Raw genomic sequence first — 21,496 nt, 5'->3', positions numbered from 1 at the left:
AATCAATGCTATATATTAGCAGATGCTCTTGAAATGCTCAATCCCTTCCATTGTTTGTTGTGCTATGATAACAAAATAATAAAAGATAGGTGATGAGAGCGAATGATGAAATTTGTGAAGCGGGTGAGGTTTCTTTTTAATGTTCGCAGGTCGGTGCCGTTTTTGGTTGATTTTTTTCGGTCTAAAGAGGTTTCGTTATTTAAGAAGGTATTCTCGATTGGGCTGGTGGCGGGATATTTCTGGGTTCCGTTTGATTTGATTCCCGATGTTTTTATTTTGTTTGGTATTGTTGATGATTTGGCAGTGTTTGCGTTTGTTCTTCAGCTTATCGTGAAGATGGCTCCTGAAGAGTTACAGCATCGATACGAGTTAAAGAAATGACGCAGAGCATCACTATGGATGGGCTTCTATCATAGTCTGTAAAAGGCAATGCTTTAGGAGGAGATGTATGATGTACAATCAATATCCATATTACTTTGAAAATCATGACGACCGTCAAATCGATCGACAGTTGAGAAGGGATATACAAAAAGCCATTAATGATGAGTTCAAAGCTATTTCTTACTATACACAGCTGGCTGAACTTGCCCCGAATGATACAGCCAAACAAGCGATCCTGGGAATAAGACAAGATGAGATCCGTCATTTTAATGGATTTACACAATCGTATTTACAACTGACCGGTCGCTACCCTTCCATTAATTTAGTCAATCCAAGAGACCTTCCTTCGAATTACCGGCAAGGAATAAGAGAAAGCATTAAAGATGAAAGTGAAACGGTATCCTTTTATTTATCCATTTCAAACCGGCTTACCGAGCCAAGAGCCAAACGTAGATTCATGAGGGCTGCATATGATGAACAGCGTCATGCAGAAATACTAAGGAACCTATAAATGATAAGAACCGAAAGTAGCCAAAAAATGGGCAGCTGCTTTCGGTTTTTTCTTTTGATTTTTACTGCTGTATCCATTACACTATAATTACAATAATTCCAATAAGGAAGGTATGGATTAAAAGTGGATACATTCAATTCAATACCAAAACCGCTCGTTCAATTAAATCAATGGTTTATCGTTACATCTGTTGCCTTTTCATGGGTATTTCAAATAGATTTCTTCTTAGTACTTCCATTCCTGGTGGGATTGACGTCTGTACTATTCAAGTTCAATCCTGTCATAAAAACAGGGAGGCATTTCTTAAAGAAAGAATTGTCATCCTACCCAGCTGAAGACGCTGATCAACAGCAATTTAATAATATCATTGCCGTGAGCTGCCTGGGAGCAGCTATCATTAGTACTCTAGCTGGATGGAGTACAGGCTTTTATATTTTCTCAGGAATGGTATTCTTGGCAGCATCAATTGCTCTTGCAGGATTCTGTATCGGTTGCTTTATTCGTTTTCAATGGAAAAGGTTCCAATATAAACGGTCTATGCAATAGCCTATTGACAATAGATCCCATACATCGTAAACTAATCATGAATTTAATTACTGTATATTAAGGGAGTATGTTATATGTTAGGTGTCGTTCTTAACTAACCGTGAAATGAATACGGACATTTTGTAGGCAGTGGCCTTAAAATTAGGCTATTGATTAATGCTTATTTAGTTATGCCTTCAAAGTGTAGTTAAGAACAATGGTCATAGCATACTCAAACCTTTATTAGGAGAGCTGTGTCTTTGTGCACAGCTCTTTTTGTGCACAATGCGGGAAATCAATGTAGTCGTTTCTAACTTCGAGTTTTGAACGATACACGTTTTGCCTAAGCACAAGCTGCTATTACGGGGTAATTAGTATACGAGTGAAGGAAGACCACAATGGACATTGTTCGTTGTGGTCTATTTTTGTATATGGAGGAGAAAACATTGAACGAAAAAACGTTTCAAACATTAGAATTTAACTCAGTGAAAGAGGAGCTAACCCGATTTGCTCTGACAGAAGAAGGAAAAACAGTACTGATCAATATGATTCCCACAACAAACATCCGCCAGATTGATATGCGTTTAGATGAAGTAACAGAAGCCGTTAGAATCCTGGAGAAGAGTGCCAGTATCCCGATTCATGCACTGGACGGAGTAGAAAACATTATAGCTAATCTAAATAAAGGAGTACCTTTAAGGCCGGATCAGCTTACAAACCTGTATTATTTTCTGGATGCATGTAAAAAGCTGAAAAAATATATGCAGGATAAACAGTGGGTGGCACCGAGGGTATCTTCTTATGTCTATTCCATTGAAGATATCCCTGAAATTGGGGAAGAAATCAATCGATGCATCCGAAATGGTAGAGTAGATGATTACGCAAGTAAAGAGTTACTGCGGATTAGAAAGCAAGTTGGGATTCAAGAGGACCGCTTAAAGGATAAAATCCAATCGATTGTAAAGTCGGCCAAGTATAAATCGTTCCTTCAAGAATCGATTGTGAGCCAGAGGAACGGCAGATACGTCCTCCCGATCAAGAAAGAATACAGGGGGAAAATGAAAGGTGCGGTACTCGATACTTCTGCTTCCGGGTCAACCTTATACATTGAACCAGAGGAATTATGCAATCAGCAGGACCAACTATTGTTTTATAAACTGGAGGAAGACCGTGAAGTCGAGAATATCCTTTGGACATTAACAGGATTGGTTCAATTATATGAACCACAATTAAAACTGGCGATTGAAACAATGGTACATTATGATGTATTATTCGCAAAAGCGAAATATAGCCGTTCCATTGATGGTGTGAGCCCCATGGTAAATGAAGATCATCAAATACATTTGATAAATGCAGTTCATCCCCTGCTTGGAAAACAGGCAGTACCATTATCCATTCAGATGGGTGAGGGCTTTCATGCATTAGTCATAACCGGTCCCAATACTGGAGGTAAGACGGTCGCCATCAAAACGGTGGGCCTTCTTACACTCATGACCCAATGCGGCCTTCATATTCCGGCAGAAAAGGGCAGTGCAATCAGTATTTATCAAGATATTCTTTTAGATATAGGGGATGGTCAAAGCCTTCAGCAAAATTTAAGTACATTCAGCTCCCATATTAAAAATATTATCGATATTTTAAAGGGTACAAATGATCGAACTCTGGTTCTGTTAGATGAGCTCGGTTCAGGTACTGATCCCTTGGAAGGAATGGGTCTGGCCACAGCCATCCTGAAACAATTATATGAGAAGGGCGCAACGATCCTCGCCACTACTCATTATAGTGAAATAAAACATTTTGCAGAAGAACACGAGGGATTTATGAATGGAAGTATGGAATTTAATATCGACACATTGCAACCAACGTATCGATTGATTGTAGGGGAAGGAGGCGAAAGTCAAGCATTTTCCATTGCGTTGAAACTGGGAATGCACCCTGAGATCATTGAAAAAGCACATGAAATTACGTATAGAGAAAAGAAAAGCTATAGCCTTGGAGAAATTGATTATCATGCGAAGAAGGAAATGGAGAAGCAGGTTATTGTAAACAAATACAAAAAAAGGCTTCATAGAAAACCCAATTCATTAAAGAGAAACAGTTCAGTTCGATTATTTCACAAAGGAGATAATGTGAAAATTTCGCCGATTGGAGAATTCGGGATAGTGTATGAAGGACCTGATGAAATGGGGGATTACATGGTTCAAATAAAAGGAGAAAAAAGAAGTTTTAATCATAAACGATTGGAGTTATATGTGTCAGCCCAGGAATTATATCCCGATGACTATGACTTTGATATTATTTTTAACAGCAAAGAAAATCGTAAGAAAGATAAACAGATGAGTAAAGGCTTTGTTGAAGGATTAACCATAGATCATGAATGATCATAAAGACGTACTGAAGCACTGGCTCCAGTACGTCTTTTCAGTTTGGCTTAAAAGGCTGGCCAAAGTATCTACGATATATGGGTTAATATATAGGAAAGGATTATACCAAATGAAGATAGGAATCCGACAATAGGTCCTCCTTCTTCAAACGCCTCAGGCAGCATCGTAGAAGAAACCATGGCCAATAATCCGCCTGCACCAAAAGCGCCTATTATGTAAGAGATGCTTTCTGAGGCATCTTGTAAAAATACATACCCGAGCAAGGAGCTAAGGGAGGAGAGAACGACTACACTCCCCCAGAGGGTGAGAATTTTACGAGTACTATAATGATCAAGCCTGAACCCGATGCTGCTTGATAGTGATTCAGGAAAATTACTGATGAAAATGGCGATGATAAATACCCATTGTATTGATTGGTCTCCTATAAAGCTGACTCCAATAATGATGGATTCGGGTATTGCATCCATGATGGTTCCCACATAAATGGCTAATCCAGAATGACCATGGGGATTCTTCTTTGACCTCTTCCTTTCACTTCCACCTTTTTTGGAAATAAAGATTTCGAAAAGAGTGAATATGAGTGCCCCCAGCAAGAACATGGATGTGAGATGGTAAAGGTTCGCTTTGCCTTCTGCCTCACTTAGTAGATCAAAGGTGGCAGAACCTATGATCAACCCCGTTCCTAATGCCATAATATAGGCGACGATTCGTTTTGATATGTGCAAATAAATCCCCATAATAGCCCCGATTAGTAGGGATAAACTTGCAATCCCTCCCCATAAAGCAGCCTGGAACATTTCTCCACCTCCATAAACCTTCTTCATATCAAGTTTTCCCTTATTGTGTGATGAATTAAACACTGGATCATCACTGAATAGTTTTAATGAGCTGTGGGGATAGTAAGGTTGAATAATATTTAGGAGGTAGTCAAAATGAAAAAATATCTATTGATTTCCCTTTTGGGAATAATGTTCATTGGTACCGCAGCTGGTTGTGGTATGGGGGATAACATGAACGAAGAAGGCCAAGAAATGAATAATCGGAATTTGGAAAAAGTGAACTACAAAAATGATCAGGCAAATCGTGATTATGTAAATAATCGTGAGTATGTAAATGACGGAACAATGAGAGAGAATTATTCAATGGCCGATAAAGAGGCGAATAAGGTGGCTAGTCTTAATGAGGTCAAAAGCGCTTATGTTATGACAACCGATCAAAACGCGTATGTAGCAGTGGCACTTGAAGATAATATGAATGGAAAAGTTTCAAAGGACTTGGAGAAAAAGATCTCAGATCAAGTGAAAAGTCAAAACGGAAATATAAATAATGTTTACATTTCAACAAATCCTGATTTCACTGATCGTATGCGAGATTATGCAAACAAAGCAGAGAATGGGAAACCCATTGAGGGACTAGGTGAAGAGATTGCAGAAATGCTGAGACGAGTATTTCCGAACAGAGGCTAATCCTAATGGTTAAAAGTCGAACATTGCTTCGGCTTTTTTTATTTGCCTGTAGGAAATGGAAAAGGAATTCAGTATAATATTTAGAGTAACGAAATAATAAGAAGGAGTGACAATATTTGACTCAACCTGCTGTAAAGCCCATGCAGAATCCTACCATTTACGGTATTCTATTAGCCATCAGTTCCGGTCATTTTATCAATGATACGTTACAGGCAGTTGTTCCAGCCATGTTTCCGATCATTGAGAAATCCTTACAGCTGAGTTATACCCAAATTGGCTGGATCGCATTTTCACTCAATATGACTTCTTCATTGTTGCAGCCGGTATTCGGTTATTATGCGGATATGCGTTCAAAACCTTATTTACTTCCATTAGGAATGCTGTCAAGCTTAATAGGTTTAGTGGGCTTTGCATTATCCGGTCATTTTATCTGGATTATTCTATCTGTGTTATTTATCGGGTTCGGCTCGGCCATCTTTCATCCTGAAGGTTCCAGGGTAGCGTATATGGCAGCCGGAAATCGCAGGGGCCTGGCTCAATCGATTTATCAAGTTGGTGGGAATACAGGGCAGTCACTTGCTCCATTGATTACGGCATTTATATTTGTTCCATTTGGCCAAAAAGGGGCCCTGTGGTTTTCCGTTGTAGCAATCTTAGGGGTCATCGTTTTATTTCATGTATCCAATTGGTACTCTGAACAATTACGTTCTAATGAAAAGATGAAACGTCATAACAAGAAAAGCGCGAAGAAGATCCCGATTCATCCTAGAATTAAATGGGCAATGGTATTAGTTGTGTTTTTAGTGTTTGCCCGTTCGTGGTATGGAGCTGGATTATCAAATTACTACCAGTTTTATTTAATTGAAGATTACGGTCTTTCAATTAAAGAAGCTCAAGCATACATTTTTGTATTTATGTTTGCTGGAGTACTGGGAACCTTTTTGGGAGGGCCGCTTGCAGACCGTTTTGGAAAAAGGAATATCATTTTCTTTTCAATGTTAGGTGCTGCGCCGTTAACCCTTGCATTACCTTACTTATCTTTAAGTATTGTCTATCCATTTATCTTTTGCATCGGATTTATCTTGTCTTCAAGCTTTAGTGTAATCGTTGTCTATGCACAAGAACTTTTGCCACAAAAGATTGGAATGGTGTCAGGACTAACCGTTGGACTTGCCTTTGGAATGGGAGCTGTAGGTGCAGTCATTTTCGGGGGATTGGCAGATCTATACACCATTCGTTTCGTCATGATACTTTGCAGCTTTCTCCCACTACTGGGGATGATGACGTTCCTGCTTCCTTCCGACGAAACGGTACGGAGTTTTCATAAATATCTATAGAAAGAAAATAGAGAGTGATTGCAAAGTTGATAGTCCAGCAATCACTCTCTTAATTTTAAGAAAAAGCAAAGTAAACAATGAATAATGCACAAAGTATGTACATGATCGGATGAACGTCTTTCCATTTTTTTAACGAGATCATCGCTAGTGGATAAAGGACAAATCCTAAGGCAATCCCGGTTGCAACACTGAAGGTTAAGGGCATCATAATGATTGTTACAAATGTAGGAATAACGATTTCCAATCGGCTCCAGTTAATATGCCTTACCTCGGTAGCCATTAAAGCACCGACAATAATCAATGCTGGAGCTGTCACCTCAGGAGTAATAACAGATAATATAGGAGAAAAGAAGAGAGCAATAGAGAAACAGAATGCAATCACTATAGAAGTGAATCCCGTTCTGCCTCCAACGGCTACTCCTGCAGAGGATTCTACAAAGGAGGCTGTCGTTGAAGTCCCAAAGATCGCTCCCGCCACTCCTGAAGTGGAATCAGCTAAAAGAGCTCTACCTGCATTCGGAATCTTATTATCTTTCATTATACCTGCTTGGCTGGCAACAGCAATCAATGCCCCTGCAGTGTCAAAAAATGCTACAAATAGGAATGTGAAGATCACCGCCATGATTTCAAGGGTGAAAATGTCACCTAAATGAGTAAAAACAACTCCAAATGTAGGCTCTAAGCTAGGAACCTTCCCAATAATGGAGTGAGGCACCTCAATCTTCCCAGTAATCATACCCAGGACGGTGGTTGCCACCATTCCGTAAAATATTCCTCCTCGAATGCCTCTGACTAACATCATCAATGTAATAACGAATCCAAAGACTGCAAGAAGTGTAGTAGGAGAAGAAAGGTTTCCGATAGAGACAAAGGTTTCTGGGTTGGCAACCACAAGTCCGGCATTTTTAAATCCTATAAACGCTACGAAGAAACCAATTCCACCTGCAATCGCATATTTTAAATCCTGTGGAATGACATTGATGATTTTCTCGCGTATTTTCATGACACTTAGGATCATAAATATGATGCCTGCAACAAATACTCCTGTCAGTGCAATTTCCCATGGAACACCCATTCCTATGCATACTGAAAAGGTGAAGAAAGAGTTAAGTCCCATGCTGGGGGCAATACCTATCGGGAAGTTTGCAAGTAATCCAATTAGAAGGGACCCTACAATCGCCGACAGGGCAGTAGCCGTAAATAAAGCGCCTTTATCCATTCCCGCCTGGCTAAGAATGATTGGATTGACGACAAGAATATAGGCCATTGAAAGGAAGGTCGTTACCCCTGCTAATGTTTCTTTTCTATAAGTTGTTTCTCTTTCAGCAAATTGAAAGAATGTTTTCATGTATTATAACCCTCCAAGAAGATAAAATAAAAAAACTCTGGTTCAAAATCAACCAGAGTTATATCCACAGGATAAAATAATTGTTAAAGAATTACTTTATTCTTGTAGACAAGCCATTTAAGGTAGCTGGTAGAAACGTTCAAGCCGTATTCTTGAACTTATACAAGGTGTATGAGATTTTGTTATAATTGAATTAGAAGCATCATATCAAGTCACTTTCATCAGGTCAATGGAAGTAAAAAATGTTCGTGAATTCATTATTTTCTAAATTGATGGTTTATTATAAAGATCGCCGCATGTACTATACATAATCATCTAAAAAAGCTATATTTAGTGAATACAAACGTTGAATAGAGAGAACTTAAGTAAATACTTAATTGAAATAGGAGGAAATAGAATAATGTCTTCTTTAAAACCAGGTACGGTAGTGGATTTATTCGTTGATCATGAAGTACCGTATGGTTTCTTTCTAACGAATGAAATAGATCGTGTGTTACTGCACCATTCTGAAATTACAGAAGAAATTCAAGAAGGAGATACTGTGAAGGTATTTCTTTATCATGATAAGGATGTTCGTCTGACAGCGACAATGCGTATCCCTAAAGTACAAGTAGGTGCTTACGGATGGGCTGAGGTAGTGGATAAACGGGAGGATTTAGGCGTTTTCGTTAACATTGGCTTGCCTAAAGATATTTTAGTGTCAGCAGATGATCTTCCTAAATTCCTTGAACTTTGGCCAAACCCGGGCGATCAGTTGTTTTTAACATTGAATCGTGATAAGCAGGATCGTTTATACGGACGATTAGCCACTGAAAATATCATTGAACAGGTATCTAGAAGAGCATCTGCAGAAATGATGAACGCAAAAGTGCAAGGAAGAGTATATCGACTGCTGAGAGTCGGAACGTTCTTTTTATCCGAACAAGGATATCGATGCTTCGTTCACGAGAATGAACGCAAAGCGGAGCCAAGACTGGGAGAGCTGGTTGAAGGAAGAGTCATCGACGTTAAGGATGACGGGAACTTAAATGTATCGTTCTTACCGTTAAAGCAGGACAAGATGTTGGATGATGCAGAAGTCATTCTTGAGTATCTGGAAGAAAGAAATGGAGCCATTCCTTTTTGGGATAAGAGCCAGCCGGATGACATCAAAGACCGCTTTAATATGAGCAAAGCTTCTTTCAAACGAGCCCTTGGGAAACTCATGAAGGAAGGCCGGGTTTATCAAGAAGAAGGCTGGACGTACTTGAAAAAGCAATAAAAATAGCGAGGAGGCTCCGGCTGAGAGTGTGGCCCCTCTTTGATTTCCTTAAACATACAAAAGAGTGCTGACAATAACTGTCAGCACTCTTTTGTATTATGATTCTATTTGATTCACATTTTGCTGGCCTTTCTGTACACTTACGGATTTAATAGGCAGGAGCGTACCGATTAATGCGATAAAGGCACATCCAATCAATACAGAGGAATATCCTGTCACTGCAATTGTGGATAACACTCCAAACACTGCAAGGTCCAAGCCGGAATCTACAATGGATAGCAATGAGATCGTTGTCGCCCTGATCCCGGATGGAATCAAATCATTGCTTAATTGAGAGTATATCGGATAACGGATGGCTCGAACGAGTCTTAATACGAAAAAAGATCCAAGAACAATCCATAAAGAAGAACCGAATATGGCGGATAATAGTAACCCAACTACCGCTAACAAACCAGATACACTCATAAGCTTCACCCTCGAAACTTTTGCAGTCATCCATCCAATGGAATTAGAAGCAAGAAAACCCATGACTGCCGAAATGGCATAAAAAACTCCAATTAGATAAACAGGCAACCCTGCCTCCTTCATCAAGGGCTGATCAAAGTATTGATATACAGCACCTGCAGGAATGAAGACCAATGTTACGTTTAGAAACATCAGCAAAAGCTCCGGTGCTTGACGAATCACGAGCAGACCGCTTTTAATTTGAGAAAAAGGATTCTCTTTTTTGAAGGAGTCCATAGTGGGCTGCTTAATTCTGAAGACGAAGAAAACCTCTATTAAATGGAACGCCAAGCCTAAGGTAATGAGTAGATTAAATTGGCTGTCAGCTAAATCTTTAGCTAAATAAGAGCCGAACATAACCGCAATCAACATACTGATAAATGTGGCAGATTGAATTTTGCCCATTGCATGATCCATGCGATTTTCTTCATTGGATTCTTTGAGTGAGTCATAGATAAGTGCCTCATCAGCCCCGGAAAAAAAGGTCACGCTAAACCCATTTATAAAGCTGTACAGGAAAAACACCCATGGCTCATAGGCGAATAAAAGCAGCGCAATACTAAGGATTTTAAGAATAGATCCAAATAAAAAGGAATACTTTGCCCCAAACCGATCAGCAAACATTCCAGTTGGCACTTCTCCAATTAATACAGCTCCACTCCAAAACATGAGTAAAATCAAAATTTGGGAAGAAGATAATCCTCTTTCAAAATAGAATAAAGTTAAGACTGGTTGAAGAAAACTGATCGTACCAAAAAAAGAAATCCAAAATAGCATCCGGATATTATGGGATGCAATCGTTTGTTTGTTCATTCATGTCTCCTACTTCCTTTTGTTGTACTATATGTCCCGGAAGAAGGAGCGTCGTTTCATGTATAAGGATCCTAAACGTTCACTCCTTCTTGAAATGAAAGTGTTTTGAACGTTTTTTGCATGTTATTTCCCCCTCGTCATTGATGCAATTAGTTTAGCATAATGATGAGAAAAAGAAGAGACTATTTGTTCGACAAATTTCTGCATAATGGTTTTATTGAAGAAGGAGGGAATTAGAGAAGGGAACCGAGCAAATCGGGCGATTTATGGCTTATTGTAGTGGAGGACTTCCTCGGTTCTTATTCTTAAAATGTACAAATTTTTATAAATTTATGCACTATTTGAAAAATGGTTAAAAGTCGGGGTATTAGTCTCCCCTGGTGGCCCCGATTCCTCAGGTGGAGCATATTGGACCATTATCTGGACAATTCTCATTCGATTGTAGCGCTGCACCAAGATAAGTGGGAGATTAAATAGAATTCCATATAAAAACATCACCCAGGACACAACGCCATTATTTAGAATATAAAAAAATGGTGCCGGTATCATTTGCAGCCAGTGAGATCATTCGGCACGTTTCAATTCGTTAAGGAAGGCCACTCTACCCTGATGAGAAGATAGCCCGATTTCATTCTTATTCACTCCTCCCCGAAACCATCCTCCTGCATCGGGTATATGCTTCTTCCATTTTTTGATCCTTATAAACCTATACATTCCGCCACCCGCTTCCATTTCCAATGGTTGGAAGAGGGTGGACAATTTCTGGAGTTGGTGTGGGGTCAATCTGGAAGCCATATAGGAAACAAAGAAATGAATACTTACCCATGCGACAACATTCAGAAGGATGATCATTTCATTTTTTCATCCTTCCCTTTTTCTATATAAACATATCGATCCTTCCACTTCGTGTTTTTCGTGAAAAATGTAGTCAAAACGGAGTGGGAAAAAGTCACAATAAAAAATAGAATATGGATTGGAAATAAGAGCGTATCAAAAACGGTGAAATTCCCTATCCTACTAATTATGAAATACAAGTAAACACTTAAAAAAATGTACTGAATCATATAAATATATGGGTTTGTCCATACCATTACCGGCGAATGAATGATTAAAGAAGTGAAAGCGGCAATCCACAAAGAAGAAAGTCCCAATAATATGATATTTGTCGATTTTGCCCCGGAAGCGAAACTCTTCGACCATCCTTGCATTAACTCACGTAAACCGTTCCCATACATTCTCATGGAAATCGCATTACTTCCGCTGACTGCTTCTACTGATTCTCCACATTTTTTAGCGTGTCGACTTAAGGCAAAATGCTCCACCATTTCTCCTTTGATTGCTTCGTGGCCACCGATTCGACGATATACATCTCTTGAACACAGGAAGCACTGACCAAAGCCACCGGAAGGGGTGAACAACCCGGAAAGGAGATGGGTGACACCGGTTGAGGCGAAAACCATTAAATGAAAAATCATGGATAATGCCTCATATCCACTATTCATCCGATGATAAGGGTGAATGCTCAGAACTCCCTGACATTGCTGTTGTTGATAAGTCTCGCATATTCTAAGCAGTCCTGCTTGCTCAAACCATGTGTCAGAATCAACAAACAATAAGAATTCACCCTTTGATGCTTTCATCCCATTCCAACAAGCCCAGGATTTCCCGTTCCATCCACTTGGCAGAGGGAGTGGATCGATGACTGTTGCTCCGTATCCTTCAGCTATTTCCTTCGTTCGATCCTTTGATCCATCATTCACAACGATCACTTCTACGGGCTGAATAAATTGCTTCTGAATACTGGATAATAGATTTCCAATCGTCTGCTCTTCATTTCTTGCAGGAATGATGATGGAGCATTTTTTCACGAGAAAACTATTCCTTACATGAATGGACTTTTTGACGGTAGGAATTCTAGTGAAAAGGAAAACGGTAAGAATAACAGTCCCTAACCAAATATACATTTTTTCACCCTCTAATCTATTGATTTGTATCGACATTTTAACCATTTTCGTTAAAGGTGATACGTTTATTCATCAGGATTGGATGTTTTGTGCTGAATTCTCTTGCATGAATTCATGTTAAAGTTGGTTTGAAATCCTACAAAATGGGCACAATGGAAAGCTGAATAGACGATTCAGTCGAAAACGATCTTTCTCGTTAGGAGGAAATGAAATGAAGAAGAAAGTAATAGTAGTAGGAGGCGGCTTGGGAGGTATGTCAACAGCCATCCGTCTTGCCTCAGAAGGATATGACGTTACGATTGTTGAAAAAGGGGAAAGACTTGGCGGAAAATTAAATAAAAGAAAAGGAAAAGGCTTTTCTTTCGATACAGGACCTTCCATCCTTACGATGCCATGGGTACTGGAGAAAGTATTTGCTCATGCGGACCGTGATCTTAATGATTATGTAGATATCATCAGAGTGGATCCGGGCTGGAGGACATTTTTTGAAGATGGAAGGGTCCTTGATGTTTCTTCGGATCTCCCGACCATGTTAGAAGAAATGAAGAAGACATCCACAGAGGATGCGAATAACTTCTTTAACTATTTAAGCTACTGTGGAAAAATGTATGAACTTACAATGAAAAGTTTCTATAAAAAGAGCATCAATGGCTTGCAAGACTTGCGCACGATGCATCCGGTCAAAGAATTACTGCAAATGGATCCAATGAAATCCATGGATGCTGCAAATCGTAAATTCATTAAAGACAAGCATCTACAGCAGCTATTTAACTTCCTTATCATGTACGTAGGGTCTTCGCCTTACCATGCACCAGCCATCATGTCACAGCTTACCCATGTTCAGTTAGGTCTTGGAGTCCATTACGTAAAAGGCGGAATGTACAAAATTGCTGAGGCAATGGCCAAGGTGTTGGAGGAACTCAATGTAGAGGTCCGCTTAAATTGTGAAGTTGAAGATATACTTACATCAGGCAGCCGTGCTGAAGGAGTCCGAACAAAAATTGGAGAAGAGCTGATGGCGGACATCGTTGTATCCAACTTAGAGGCCATTCCTTGCTACAAATCCCTCTTAGCTGATTATCATGAATCTTCTAAGGAAGTCGATGAATTAAGCAAATTTGCTCCAACGGTTTCAGGACTGGTGCTGCTACTCGGGGTAGATCGTAAATATGATCACCTCGCTCACCATAATTTCTTTTTCAGTAAGGATCCAAAAAAAGAATTCAGACAGATCTTCGATGAGCAAAAGCTTTCTGACGATCCGACGATTTACATCGGCATCTCGTCGAAATCGGATTCCACACAGGCTCCTGAAGGGAAAGAAAACATGTTTGTGTTAACACATGTGCCTCCATTAAAAGAGGGGGAAGATTGGGCACAATACAAAGAATCTTATCGCCTCAAAGTTCTGGATAAGCTTGAGAAAATGGGCGTAACCAATTTAAGGGATCATATAGAATACGAATATACCTTCACTCCAAACGACATTCAAACCCTTTATGGGGCGAATGGTGGATCGATCTATGGTACTGTCACAGACCGGAAGCTTAACGGCGGTTTCAAGATTCCGAACAAGAGCAGAGTGCTCTCTAATATGTATTTTGTTGGAGGTTCAACCCATCCGGGTGGAGGTGTGCCAATGGTCACGCTTTCTGGACAACTTACGGCGGAATTGATCTTAGATGAACAAGTGAAGGTAAACCGTTTTATAGGATAAAAAAAATATAAGGTGATGGTTTGCATGATTACCATCACCTTATATTTTCATTTTCATTCAGAACTATGATTATCCACCGTATCAGAATTATTCACTTTCGCCTCGTCTTCAGCTGGATAGGGATCAAAGAAGTTCACCAGTTTCCCTGGCCCTTCATATCCAACGACTTGCTCTTTATCTTCTTTAACGTGATCATTTTTCTTCATATAAAAACTCCTTTCTGCCAATTAGTTTGGCGAAAGGAGTTTTTTTCATTCTCGGGGAATGATACATTTTTTTAAAGCCCTTAAGCTTTTGGGTTATCCCAATGACTCTCAATAAATTCGTCACGACCGGATTTCGCCCGGTCTTGTTTATATTCATCGGGATTCTTTTTGTAGAACTTTTGATGATATTCTTCTGCCTGGTAGAAGGTTGAGGCAGGTAGGATCTTTGTGACGATTGGATTTTTGAATCGTCCACTTTCTTCTATTTCTTTCTTCGAGTTTTCTGCTAATTGTTTTTGATGATCATTGTGATAGAAAATAGCTGTGCGATACTGGTCACCGCGATCATGGAATTGTCCTCCGTCATCAGTCGGATCAATTTGCGGCCAGTATAGTTTTAATAATCTTTCATAGGGAAAGAGAGCAGGGTCGAAGGTAATTTGAACAGCTTCATAATGTCCGCTGTTACCGGCTTTGATATCCTGATAGGTAGGGTTTTCAAGATGGCCCCCTGAATAACCTGATACGACGTCAATAATACCCGGTAGTTCATCAAATGGTTTTACCATACACCAAAAACAACCCCCGGCAAAAGTAGCGAACTCTTTCTTTTCATTCATTGCGAAAACCTCCTATACATATGCCACTCTAAAGTAGTAAAGCAATAGCTTGAAAAAGATTCTATCATGAAAGGGAGGAAGCGACAATCAATTAGCATCAAAGCTTCTTTGCCTATATGGTTTACTATAAGTGGGCAATTGATAAATCACATAAGCCAAAGCTCTTTTCCTATTCTATAGCCCAGGCATCAACATGCATTATAGAGGTAGATTCAATCATTCTGCAAATTTCCACAAATTCATAAAAATCAATTCACTAACGATGATAACTTGTGTATAATTCATGTGAACGGAACAATTACATATGATACGAGATTAGGTGAAGCGGAAGTTTCGGTAGCAAACTTTTAGCTTCATAATAGGGAAGTTGGTGTAATTCCAACGCGGTCCCGCCACTGTAAATGGAAGTGCGCTGTATGAATGCCACTGTACTAATAGGTATGGGAAGGTGCAGCAAACATTGACCATGAGCCAGGAGACCTGCCTAATGTCTTTCGCACCAAATCTACGCGGATAGAAAGGTGTAATGTGCATGTTTGACGGTATGGAAGCCATTTTTGCATCTTACACAACATCTCTAGTCCCACTAGAGGTGTTTTTTTGTCTGACAATAAGTTCAATTCACAGGGGGAAAAAACATGAAACACTTCAAAATCATTTTCGCACTATTATTATCTTTAGGGATCCTCTCAGCATGCGGTGCTGATGGTGAAAATGTAGAAAAGGGAAAAGGAAATGGAGAAGTCACTAAGGGACAATCTGATTTCCCTTTGTCGGTAAGCGACGCTCTTAGTAATAAAGTTACGCTGGAAGAGCAACCTAAGCATATTGTTTCATTGATTCCAAGCAACACAGAAATCTTATTCGAGTTAGGGTTGAATAAGGAAATTGTGGGGGTTTCAGATTTTGATAATTATCCAAAAGAAGCGGCGGAGAAAGAAAAAATAGGTGGAATGGAATTTAACGTTGAGAAGATTATCAGTCTGAATCCGGATTTGGTTCTCGCTCATGAGTCCACTGCTGTTTCGGCAGAAGAGGGGTTAGAACAGCTTCGAGGTGCAGGGGTAAAGGTATATATCGTACGTGATGCCAATAACTTTGAGGAAGTATACACCACGATGGAAAACATCGGCACATTGGTTGGCAAGAAAGATGAAGCTGAATCCATCATTTCGGAGATGAAAGCTGATCTAGAATCCATTAAGGAAAAAGTCAGTGGTGTCTCCGAAAAGAAAAAAGTGTATATAGAGGTGTCACCTTCGCCTGACATATATTCTACAGGTAAAAATACATTCATCGATCAAATGCTATCACTTGTAAATGCCGAAAATGTGATGAGTGATCAAGAGGGATGGATCCAAGTAAACCAGGAAGCAGTCATCGCATCAAATCCAGACATCATCATTACAACATATGGTTACTACAGCGAAAATCCTAAAGAACAAGTGATGGGCCGGGAAGGATGGAAAGACGTGAGTGCTGTGAAAAATGAGGAAGTTCATGACGTACATTCTGACCTGGTCACACGTACTGGCCCAAGACTGGTTGAAGGAGTAGAGGAAATTGCAAAGTCGATCTATCCGGAGTTATTTACAGAATAAAATATGGATAACATACGGATTGGCAGTATCGTTTTTACTATTCGCTCTTCTTGCCGGTATATCGATTGGAACCATTCCGGTGCCGCCGAAGGACATTTTGTACATCGTCGGAGCTAAATGGTTAGGATACCATTTACCAGAAGAGATTGATCCGATGTTTACAAACATTGTCTTTTCAATTAGATTACCCAGAGTATTATTGGCACTTTTGGTTGGAAGCTCCTTAGCAATCGCAGGAGCTTCTTTTCAAGGACTTTTGCGCAACCCGCTGGCAGATCCGTATACATTGGGTGTGTCTTCAGGAGCATCAGTCGGAGCTGTTATTACATTGTTTTTTAATTGGAGCATTCCGTTCATTGGTAAGTTTACGCTTCCTTTTCTCAGTATTCTTTGTTCGATTATTACCGTGTTCCTCGTATTATGGTTTGCGCAAAAAGTTGAAAGAACAATGAAGGTAGAAACAATCATATTAACAGGAATTATTTTCAGCTCTTTTTTAGGGTCCTTTATTTCCTTAATGATCGCCCTAACTGGAGAAGAATTAAGGCAAATCATTGGTTGGCTTCTTGGAAGTGTATCCATGAGAGGGTGGGATTACATTGCGATTATATTCCCGTTTTTCCTTATTGGAGTGATTTTGTTGTTTTTTAATAGCAAGGAACTGAATGGCATGAGTTTTGGTGAAGAACAAGCCCATCATATCGGGATATCCGTACAAAAGAGAAAACTTCTCATCTTAATTGCAGGAAGTATCCTGACAGGAGCGGCTGTCGCCGTTTCAGGTACGATCGGATTTGTTGGTCTTGTGGTCCCTCATTTTCTACGGAGGATGGTAGGGCATGATCATAAGCATTTACTTCCTTTGTCTATCATAGTAGGCGGAGGCTTTCTCGTTCTGGCGGATCTTATCTCGAGAACCATCATTGCACCCACAGAACTTCCAATCGGAGTGATAACATCCCTAATCGGTGCCCCCATGTTTGCTTATATTCTCCTAAAGAAAAGAGGTCTTTCATCATGATTGATATAAACGGGGTGACTGTTGGATACAACGATAAAAAAATCGTGGAAGACATGAATTTTCATATAGATAAAGGAGAATTCTTTGGGATTCTTGGACCTAACGGCAGTGGAAAGACGACGCTGTTAAAAGCCATGACGGGTCTGCTTCCATTAATGGATGGAACCATCACGTTAAAAGGAAAAAAACTGCATCATTTTTCTTCAAGGGATTTAGCAACACAGTTAGCGGTACTTCCTCAGATATCGACAGAATCCTTCTCCTATGAAGTGAGGGAAACGGTTATGCTTGGGAGATATGCTCACCAGAAAGGTTTTTTTAAAGGAACGACTGAACGTGATGTTGAAATCGTAGAGAGGGTAATGAACCAAACGGGCATTACGTCCTTTCAGCACCGCTACCTTCATGAATTGTCAGGGGGAGAACGGCAGCGGGTGTTCCTAGCACAGGCTCTGGCTCAGGAACCACAGGTCCTGTTGCTTGATGAACCTACTAATCATCTTGATCTATCGTATCAGAAATCACTATTGGATTTAATCAAGAATCAAACGGTACACGAAAAATTAACGGTAATCGCGATCTTTCATGATTTAAATTTAGCAAGTTTATACTGTGATCGCTTACTTCTCTTAGACAAAGGAAGAACCAAACTTCTCCACCACCCGGAAGAGGTTCTGAAAGAGAAACATATAGAAGAGGTGTATCATACAAAGGTTCAAAAACAGGCTCATCCTTTAGTGGCAAAACCTCAAATGGTAATCGTTCCTGAGGAGAGTGCGACAGAGAACTTTGTGTTAGATGAAAGTTACCTAAACGTGAAGGGAGAATACATACATTTCTCTGCCCCTTATCCATTAAAATGCATGTCCTCAGGGATTATTGGTGCAGGAATAGGCTGGTACAAGCACTTTATCAATCGTAAAGTCCCTGCAGATTATGACTGCCCGGATTATCAAGAGGATATGAAAGAATTTCTTGTTCAAAGGAACCTGGATCCCTCATTGTCTGTAGGCATGATGACGGCTCTTCCTTTAAATAATATGGTATGTGATCATTTCGAAGTTCAGGGGCATTCCATATTCGTTGTGGTGACAGCAGGTATCGGGAATGCGATTGATATCTCTACAAGTTATCAATTTGATATAGATACAAGGCCAGGCACGATTAATATGTGGGTGTTCCTAAATGGGAATCTATCAGATGAAGCATATATTGAAGCCCTTGTAACTTCAACAGAAGCGAAAGTGAGAGCCCTTCACGACATGAATGTGAGGGACAGACGAACAGGTCAGCTTGCAACCGGGACACCGACCGACAGTATTTTGATTGCCTCCAGTCAAAAAGGTGAGCTGGAACCCTTTGCCGGGCCGATTACGCCGATAGGGAAGTTGATTGGGCGCGGTGTGTATGAGGTAACGAAAAAAGCCATTCAACGCTATTTGGATCAAACATAGTAGAATTATTTCAACGACAGAGTGATTGTGGAGAGGGGGAGTCGACTTGGGAACCCTATATTTTATTACCGGAGGGGTTAGAAGTGGCAAAAGCTCTTTTGCTGAAAAATGGGCAATAGAGATGAAAAAGTCAAACGTTCCATTGGTCTATCTTGCTTGTGGTGTGAACACTGACAGGGAGATGGAGCAAAGAATCTTGAAACACCAGCAGGACCGGCAAGCGTCTGCTGGTGAATGGAGGACGATTGAATGTCCCGATTCGATTGAATGGATAGTCAACCACATACCTCAACACTCCGTTGTTCTGTTAGACTGCCTCACGACTCTTTTAACAAATGAGATGTATGGTAATGGAGATGGGAAAGGTCAGAATATAGAAGAGAAAATCTATCAGTCTATCATACAGTTACTAAATAGAGTAAATGTACTGATCCTGGTTAGTAATGAATTGGTTTCTGACCTTCCAATTGATTCAAACGATCTTCTTACTTTCCAGAAACGACTTGGTGCATTACATATAAGAATGGTGAAGAAAGCATGTGTGGCGATTGAAATGACGGCGGGAATCCCTATTGTGAAAAAGAGGGGTCACAATGAGGAAGGACGGTTGCCTCATGATCCTATTTAAAAGCTTTCTCCTGAACCTGCAGTTTTTTACAATTCTGCCGATTCGAAAAGAATTCTCAATAGGGAATAGGGAAATGAAATGGATGGTCCGTACATTTCCACTGCTGGGTTTATTTGTAGGTGCGATTCTTCTAGGAGGATATGTTTTTTTGAATGCTTTTACCCACATAAGCTCTTTAGGAATATCATTCTATATTTGGGTAATGCCAATCGTATTAACGGGTGGTATCCATTTAGATGGTTATATGGATGCAAGTGATGCCTTTTTTTCCTATAGAGATAGGGAGAAGCGATTAGACATCATGAAAGACCCGAGGGTAGGTGCCTTTGGCGTTTTGTCACTGGCGGTATTGCTTTCATCACGGTTTTTATTTATTTATGAAACCATCCTTCAAACCCATTCCACTATTTTGATTGGTATGGTCCTTGTGTCGATTCCCTTTTTAAGTCGAATGATGATGGGGGCGGGTCTAATTCTTATCCCTCCAGCCCAGGCGTCAGGAATGGGATACGGTTTCAGTAAGAATGTGACGGGTTATGATCTTATTTGGATTGTTTCTGGTTTATTACTGGGTGGAGTCGGCAGCTACTTTTTAAATTGCTTTTATTTTTATGCTTTATTTACCCTGGTGACGTTTGCTTTATTCTGCTTTGTTTATTCTAGATCCATCAAATGGTTTGGCGGTATGACCGGCGATACAATCGGGGGCAGTGTAGAGGGGGTGGAGTTGTTTTTATGGATGACTATATGGTTATTGCATGTATTCGCCATGGTTTAACAGAGGAAAATGAGAAAGGGAAATACCTCGGCTGGACCAATTCCAGTTTATCTCGAAAAGGAATCGAATTACTTAAAAGTCGAAATACTTTTTTTCAAGAGTATGAACGATGCTTTTCGAGTGATCTAAACCGCTGTTTAGAAACCGCTCATTTTCTGTTTCCTCATGCTCCATTGATCTCTTCATCCCTTTTAAGAGAGATACACTTTGGAGGCTGGGAAGGTTTAACCTATGAGAGCTTAAAGGATGACGATGTTTATCAAGAATGGTTAATGGACCCATCCATTTCTCCACCAAATGGAGAAGGGATAGAACAATTTGGAAAACGAGTCGATTTAGCCTGGGCACAGATCGTAGCTCAGATAGAAGAGCACAATGGAAAGAGGTACGCCGTTATTACTCATGGCGGAGTCATTCGACACCTATTAACTTCTTTATCTCCCAGACATGTTCACAGAACGTTTTGGGAGTGGAAGGTCAACCACGGAGAAGGGTATGAAATGGTATGGAAGACAGAAAGTGATTGGAGGAATCAAACATGTACTTCGTTACGGGAGGTTCCTTTAATGGGAAAAGCATATGGGTGAAAAACCATTTTAATCTTAAAGAAACTGATACAACCTGGATTCCATTATTTAGTGGAGAAAGGTTTCATTTGGATGATATCAACTTTTCAAACTCTGTCATCGTAATAGAGGGACTTGAGTATGGGATTCGATCAACTATTTTAAATAATGAGCCTGAAGTCAGAAAGTCTTATGCAATTCTGATGCAAACCTTACAACAGTGGGAAGAAGAAGACCCTGATCGCAGAGTGATCTGGATAGGTTCAGAGGTCGGGAAAGGAATTGTCCCGATGGAAAAGCTGTCCAGGGAATGGCGGGATATGACAGGATGGGTTTATCAAGATCTGGCGAAAATTTCTCAAGAAGTATGGCTGGTTTGGTACGGGCTTGCTACATCATTAAAAGGATAAA

21 protein-coding genes, 1 pseudogene and 2 riboswitches are annotated in these 21,496 nt (G+C 40.1%); of the genes and pseudogenes, 15 read left to right on the top strand and 7 right to left on the bottom strand.

What is annotated here, in order from left to right; genetic code table 11:
• The first annotated feature begins 102 nt into the window (after positions 1-102).
• The 4 genes from AAEM60_RS12785 to AAEM60_RS12770 all read left to right on the top strand — a co-directional run bounded on the left by AAEM60_RS12785 (position 103) and on the right by AAEM60_RS12770 (position 3,798).
• The gene (locus AAEM60_RS12785; protein WP_341356461.1) at positions 103-381 is read left to right on the top strand and encodes a DUF1232 domain-containing protein; all 279 of its coding nucleotides are present in this window, start codon (positions 103-105) and stop codon (positions 379-381) included.
• Between the two features lie 67 nt (positions 382-448).
• A complete protein-coding gene (locus AAEM60_RS12780; protein WP_341356460.1) occupies positions 449-892 on the top strand; it encodes a ferritin-like domain-containing protein in 444 nt (147 codons plus the stop codon).
• A 123-nt stretch (positions 893-1,015) separates the two neighbouring features.
• Entirely contained in the window at positions 1,016-1,438 is a 423-nt protein-coding gene (locus tag AAEM60_RS12775; RefSeq protein ID WP_299737407.1) for a DUF4395 domain-containing protein, read from the top strand.
• A 425-nt stretch (positions 1,439-1,863) separates the two neighbouring features.
• Positions 1,864-3,798, top strand: coding sequence for an endonuclease MutS2 (locus AAEM60_RS12770; RefSeq protein WP_341356459.1), 1,935 nt, complete (start codon positions 1,864-1,866; stop codon positions 3,796-3,798).
• Positions 3,799-3,869: 71 nt separating this feature from the next.
• Here the strand turns inward: AAEM60_RS12770 and AAEM60_RS12765 are convergent, their stop codons facing one another.
• Positions 3,870-4,625, bottom strand: a complete 756-nt coding sequence (locus AAEM60_RS12765; protein WP_299737403.1) for a ZIP family metal transporter — start codon at positions 4,623-4,625, stop codon at positions 3,870-3,872.
• A 108-nt stretch (positions 4,626-4,733) separates the two neighbouring features.
• Here AAEM60_RS12765 and AAEM60_RS12760 point away from each other — a divergent pair, with 108 nt between their 5' ends.
• Together AAEM60_RS12760 and AAEM60_RS12755 are read left to right on the top strand one after the other, a co-directional pair.
• Positions 4,734-5,267 (top strand): YhcN/YlaJ family sporulation lipoprotein, encoded by a 534-nt coding sequence (locus AAEM60_RS12760; RefSeq protein ID WP_299737402.1) that lies wholly within the window; start codon positions 4,734-4,736, stop codon positions 5,265-5,267.
• Between the two features lie 140 nt (positions 5,268-5,407).
• A complete protein-coding gene (locus AAEM60_RS12755; RefSeq protein WP_299739560.1) occupies positions 5,408-6,604 on the top strand; it encodes an MFS transporter in 1,197 nt (398 codons plus the stop codon).
• Positions 6,605-6,659: 55 nt separating this feature from the next.
• Here AAEM60_RS12755 and AAEM60_RS12750 read toward each other — a convergent pair whose 3' ends face one another.
• Positions 6,660-7,952 (bottom strand): NCS2 family permease, encoded by a 1,293-nt coding sequence (locus tag AAEM60_RS12750; RefSeq protein WP_299737400.1) that lies wholly within the window; start codon positions 7,950-7,952, stop codon positions 6,660-6,662.
• Positions 7,953-8,037: 85 nt separating this feature from the next.
• Positions 8,038-8,138, bottom strand: a riboswitch (purine riboswitch).
• 214 nt (positions 8,139-8,352) lie between these two features.
• Here AAEM60_RS12750 and AAEM60_RS12745 point away from each other — a divergent pair.
• Positions 8,353-9,213, top strand: coding sequence for a S1-like domain-containing RNA-binding protein (locus AAEM60_RS12745; RefSeq protein WP_299737398.1), 861 nt, complete (start codon positions 8,353-8,355; stop codon positions 9,211-9,213).
• 96 nt (positions 9,214-9,309) lie between these two features.
• On the opposite strand, the gene AAEM60_RS12740 is transcribed toward AAEM60_RS12745, so the two are convergent.
• The 3 genes and pseudogenes from AAEM60_RS12740 to AAEM60_RS12730 all read right to left on the bottom strand — a co-directional run bounded on the left by AAEM60_RS12740 (position 9,310) and on the right by AAEM60_RS12730 (position 12,494).
• Positions 9,310-10,530, bottom strand: a complete 1,221-nt coding sequence (locus tag AAEM60_RS12740) for an MFS transporter (protein WP_299737396.1) — start codon at positions 10,528-10,530, stop codon at positions 9,310-9,312.
• Between the two features lie 330 nt (positions 10,531-10,860).
• Positions 10,861-11,325: pseudogene (locus tag AAEM60_RS12735) on the bottom strand (hypothetical protein).
• A gap of 53 nt (positions 11,326-11,378) precedes the next feature.
• A complete protein-coding gene (locus tag AAEM60_RS12730) occupies positions 11,379-12,494 on the bottom strand; it encodes a glycosyltransferase (RefSeq protein WP_341356458.1) in 1,116 nt (371 codons plus the stop codon).
• Between the two features lie 211 nt (positions 12,495-12,705).
• Here AAEM60_RS12730 and crtI point away from each other — a divergent pair, with 211 nt between their 5' ends.
• Positions 12,706-14,211, top strand: coding sequence for a phytoene desaturase family protein (crtI, locus tag AAEM60_RS12725; RefSeq protein WP_299737391.1), 1,506 nt, complete (start codon positions 12,706-12,708; stop codon positions 14,209-14,211).
• A 53-nt stretch (positions 14,212-14,264) separates the two neighbouring features.
• Here crtI and AAEM60_RS12720 read toward each other — a convergent pair whose 3' ends face one another.
• Positions 14,265-14,417, bottom strand: a complete 153-nt coding sequence (locus tag AAEM60_RS12720) for a hypothetical protein (protein WP_299737389.1) — start codon at positions 14,415-14,417, stop codon at positions 14,265-14,267.
• A gap of 80 nt (positions 14,418-14,497) precedes the next feature.
• Positions 14,498-15,037 (bottom strand): peptide-methionine (S)-S-oxide reductase MsrA, encoded by a 540-nt coding sequence (gene msrA / locus AAEM60_RS12715; RefSeq protein WP_341356457.1) that lies wholly within the window; start codon positions 15,035-15,037, stop codon positions 14,498-14,500.
• Positions 15,038-15,337: 300 nt separating this feature from the next.
• Positions 15,338-15,540: riboswitch (cobalamin riboswitch) on the top strand.
• Positions 15,541-15,675: 135 nt separating this feature from the next.
• On the opposite strand from msrA, the gene AAEM60_RS12710 reads away from it, so the two are divergent.
• Genes AAEM60_RS12710 through AAEM60_RS12680 form a run of 7 tightly spaced genes read left to right on the top strand, consistent with a single transcriptional unit; the run spans position 15,676 to position 21,495 of the window.
• On the top strand, positions 15,676-16,638 hold the full coding sequence (locus AAEM60_RS12710; RefSeq protein WP_299737385.1) for an ABC transporter substrate-binding protein: 963 nt from the start codon (positions 15,676-15,678) through the stop codon (positions 16,636-16,638).
• Positions 16,601-17,659 (top strand): iron ABC transporter permease, encoded by a 1,059-nt coding sequence (locus AAEM60_RS12705; RefSeq protein WP_341356456.1) that lies wholly within the window; start codon positions 16,601-16,603, stop codon positions 17,657-17,659. The genes AAEM60_RS12710 and AAEM60_RS12705 overlap by 38 nt, the downstream gene beginning before the upstream one ends.
• Complete coding sequence (locus AAEM60_RS12700) at positions 17,656-19,113, top strand: adenosylcobinamide amidohydrolase (RefSeq protein WP_299737381.1); 1,458 nt, start codon at positions 17,656-17,658, stop codon at positions 19,111-19,113. Before AAEM60_RS12705 ends, AAEM60_RS12700 begins: the two co-directional genes overlap by 4 nt.
• A 46-nt stretch (positions 19,114-19,159) precedes the next feature.
• On the top strand, positions 19,160-19,741 hold the full coding sequence (locus AAEM60_RS12695; protein ID WP_341356455.1) for a bifunctional adenosylcobinamide kinase/adenosylcobinamide-phosphate guanylyltransferase: 582 nt from the start codon (positions 19,160-19,162) through the stop codon (positions 19,739-19,741).
• The gene (locus tag AAEM60_RS12690) at positions 19,728-20,519 is read left to right on the top strand and encodes an adenosylcobinamide-GDP ribazoletransferase (protein WP_299737377.1); all 792 of its coding nucleotides are present in this window, start codon (positions 19,728-19,730) and stop codon (positions 20,517-20,519) included. Before AAEM60_RS12695 ends, AAEM60_RS12690 begins: the two co-directional genes overlap by 14 nt.
• Positions 20,477-21,106 carry a histidine phosphatase family protein gene (locus AAEM60_RS12685; protein WP_299737376.1) on the top strand — a complete coding sequence of 210 codons (630 nt, stop codon included), beginning with the start codon at positions 20,477-20,479 and terminating at the stop codon, positions 21,104-21,106. The genes AAEM60_RS12690 and AAEM60_RS12685 overlap by 43 nt, the downstream gene beginning before the upstream one ends.
• Positions 21,058-21,495 carry a bifunctional adenosylcobinamide kinase/adenosylcobinamide-phosphate guanylyltransferase gene (locus AAEM60_RS12680; protein ID WP_341356454.1) on the top strand — a complete coding sequence of 146 codons (438 nt, stop codon included), beginning with the start codon at positions 21,058-21,060 and terminating at the stop codon, positions 21,493-21,495. The genes AAEM60_RS12685 and AAEM60_RS12680 overlap by 49 nt, the downstream gene beginning before the upstream one ends.
• Position 21,496: the final 1 nt, after the last annotated feature.

This window comes from Rossellomorea sp. y25, assembly GCF_038049935.1.
GTDB lineage: Bacteria > Bacillota > Bacilli > Bacillales > Bacillaceae_B > Rossellomorea.
This window is presented reverse-complemented; position numbering and strand designations above follow the sequence as displayed.

Excerpts from the sequence above, each read along its gene's own strand:
- AAEM60_RS12685 (WP_299737376.1), top strand. The coding sequence starts at position 20,477 with ATGGATGACTATATGGTTATTGCATGTATTCGCCATGGTTTAACAGAG.
- AAEM60_RS12780 (WP_341356460.1), top strand. The coding sequence starts at position 449 with ATGATGTACAATCAATATCCATATTACTTTGAAAATCATGACGACCGT.
- AAEM60_RS12680 (WP_341356454.1), top strand. The coding sequence starts at position 21,058 with ATGTACTTCGTTACGGGAGGTTCCTTTAATGGGAAAAGCATATGGGTG.
- AAEM60_RS12690 (WP_299737377.1), top strand. The coding sequence starts at position 19,728 with ATGATCCTATTTAAAAGCTTTCTCCTGAACCTGCAGTTTTTTACAATT.
- AAEM60_RS12730 (WP_341356458.1), bottom strand. The coding sequence starts at position 12,494 with ATGTATATTTGGTTAGGGACTGTTATTCTTACCGTTTTCCTTTTCACT.
- AAEM60_RS12745 (WP_299737398.1), top strand. The coding sequence starts at position 8,353 with ATGTCTTCTTTAAAACCAGGTACGGTAGTGGATTTATTCGTTGATCAT.
- AAEM60_RS12700 (WP_299737381.1), top strand. The coding sequence starts at position 17,656 with ATGATTGATATAAACGGGGTGACTGTTGGATACAACGATAAAAAAATC.
- AAEM60_RS12740 (WP_299737396.1), bottom strand. The coding sequence starts at position 10,530 with ATGAACAAACAAACGATTGCATCCCATAATATCCGGATGCTATTTTGG.
- AAEM60_RS12785 (WP_341356461.1), top strand. The coding sequence starts at position 103 with ATGATGAAATTTGTGAAGCGGGTGAGGTTTCTTTTTAATGTTCGCAGG.
- crtI (WP_299737391.1), top strand. The coding sequence starts at position 12,706 with ATGAAGAAGAAAGTAATAGTAGTAGGAGGCGGCTTGGGAGGTATGTCA.
- AAEM60_RS12755 (WP_299739560.1), top strand. The coding sequence starts at position 5,408 with ATGCAGAATCCTACCATTTACGGTATTCTATTAGCCATCAGTTCCGGT.
- AAEM60_RS12720 (WP_299737389.1), bottom strand. The coding sequence starts at position 14,417 with ATGAAGAAAAATGATCACGTTAAAGAAGATAAAGAGCAAGTCGTTGGA.
- AAEM60_RS12710 (WP_299737385.1), top strand. The coding sequence starts at position 15,676 with ATGAAACACTTCAAAATCATTTTCGCACTATTATTATCTTTAGGGATC.
- msrA (WP_341356457.1), bottom strand. The coding sequence starts at position 15,037 with ATGAATGAAAAGAAAGAGTTCGCTACTTTTGCCGGGGGTTGTTTTTGG.
- AAEM60_RS12760 (WP_299737402.1), top strand. The coding sequence starts at position 4,734 with ATGAAAAAATATCTATTGATTTCCCTTTTGGGAATAATGTTCATTGGT.
- AAEM60_RS12765 (WP_299737403.1), bottom strand. The coding sequence starts at position 4,625 with ATGAAGAAGGTTTATGGAGGTGGAGAAATGTTCCAGGCTGCTTTATGG.
- AAEM60_RS12750 (WP_299737400.1), bottom strand. The coding sequence starts at position 7,952 with ATGAAAACATTCTTTCAATTTGCTGAAAGAGAAACAACTTATAGAAAA.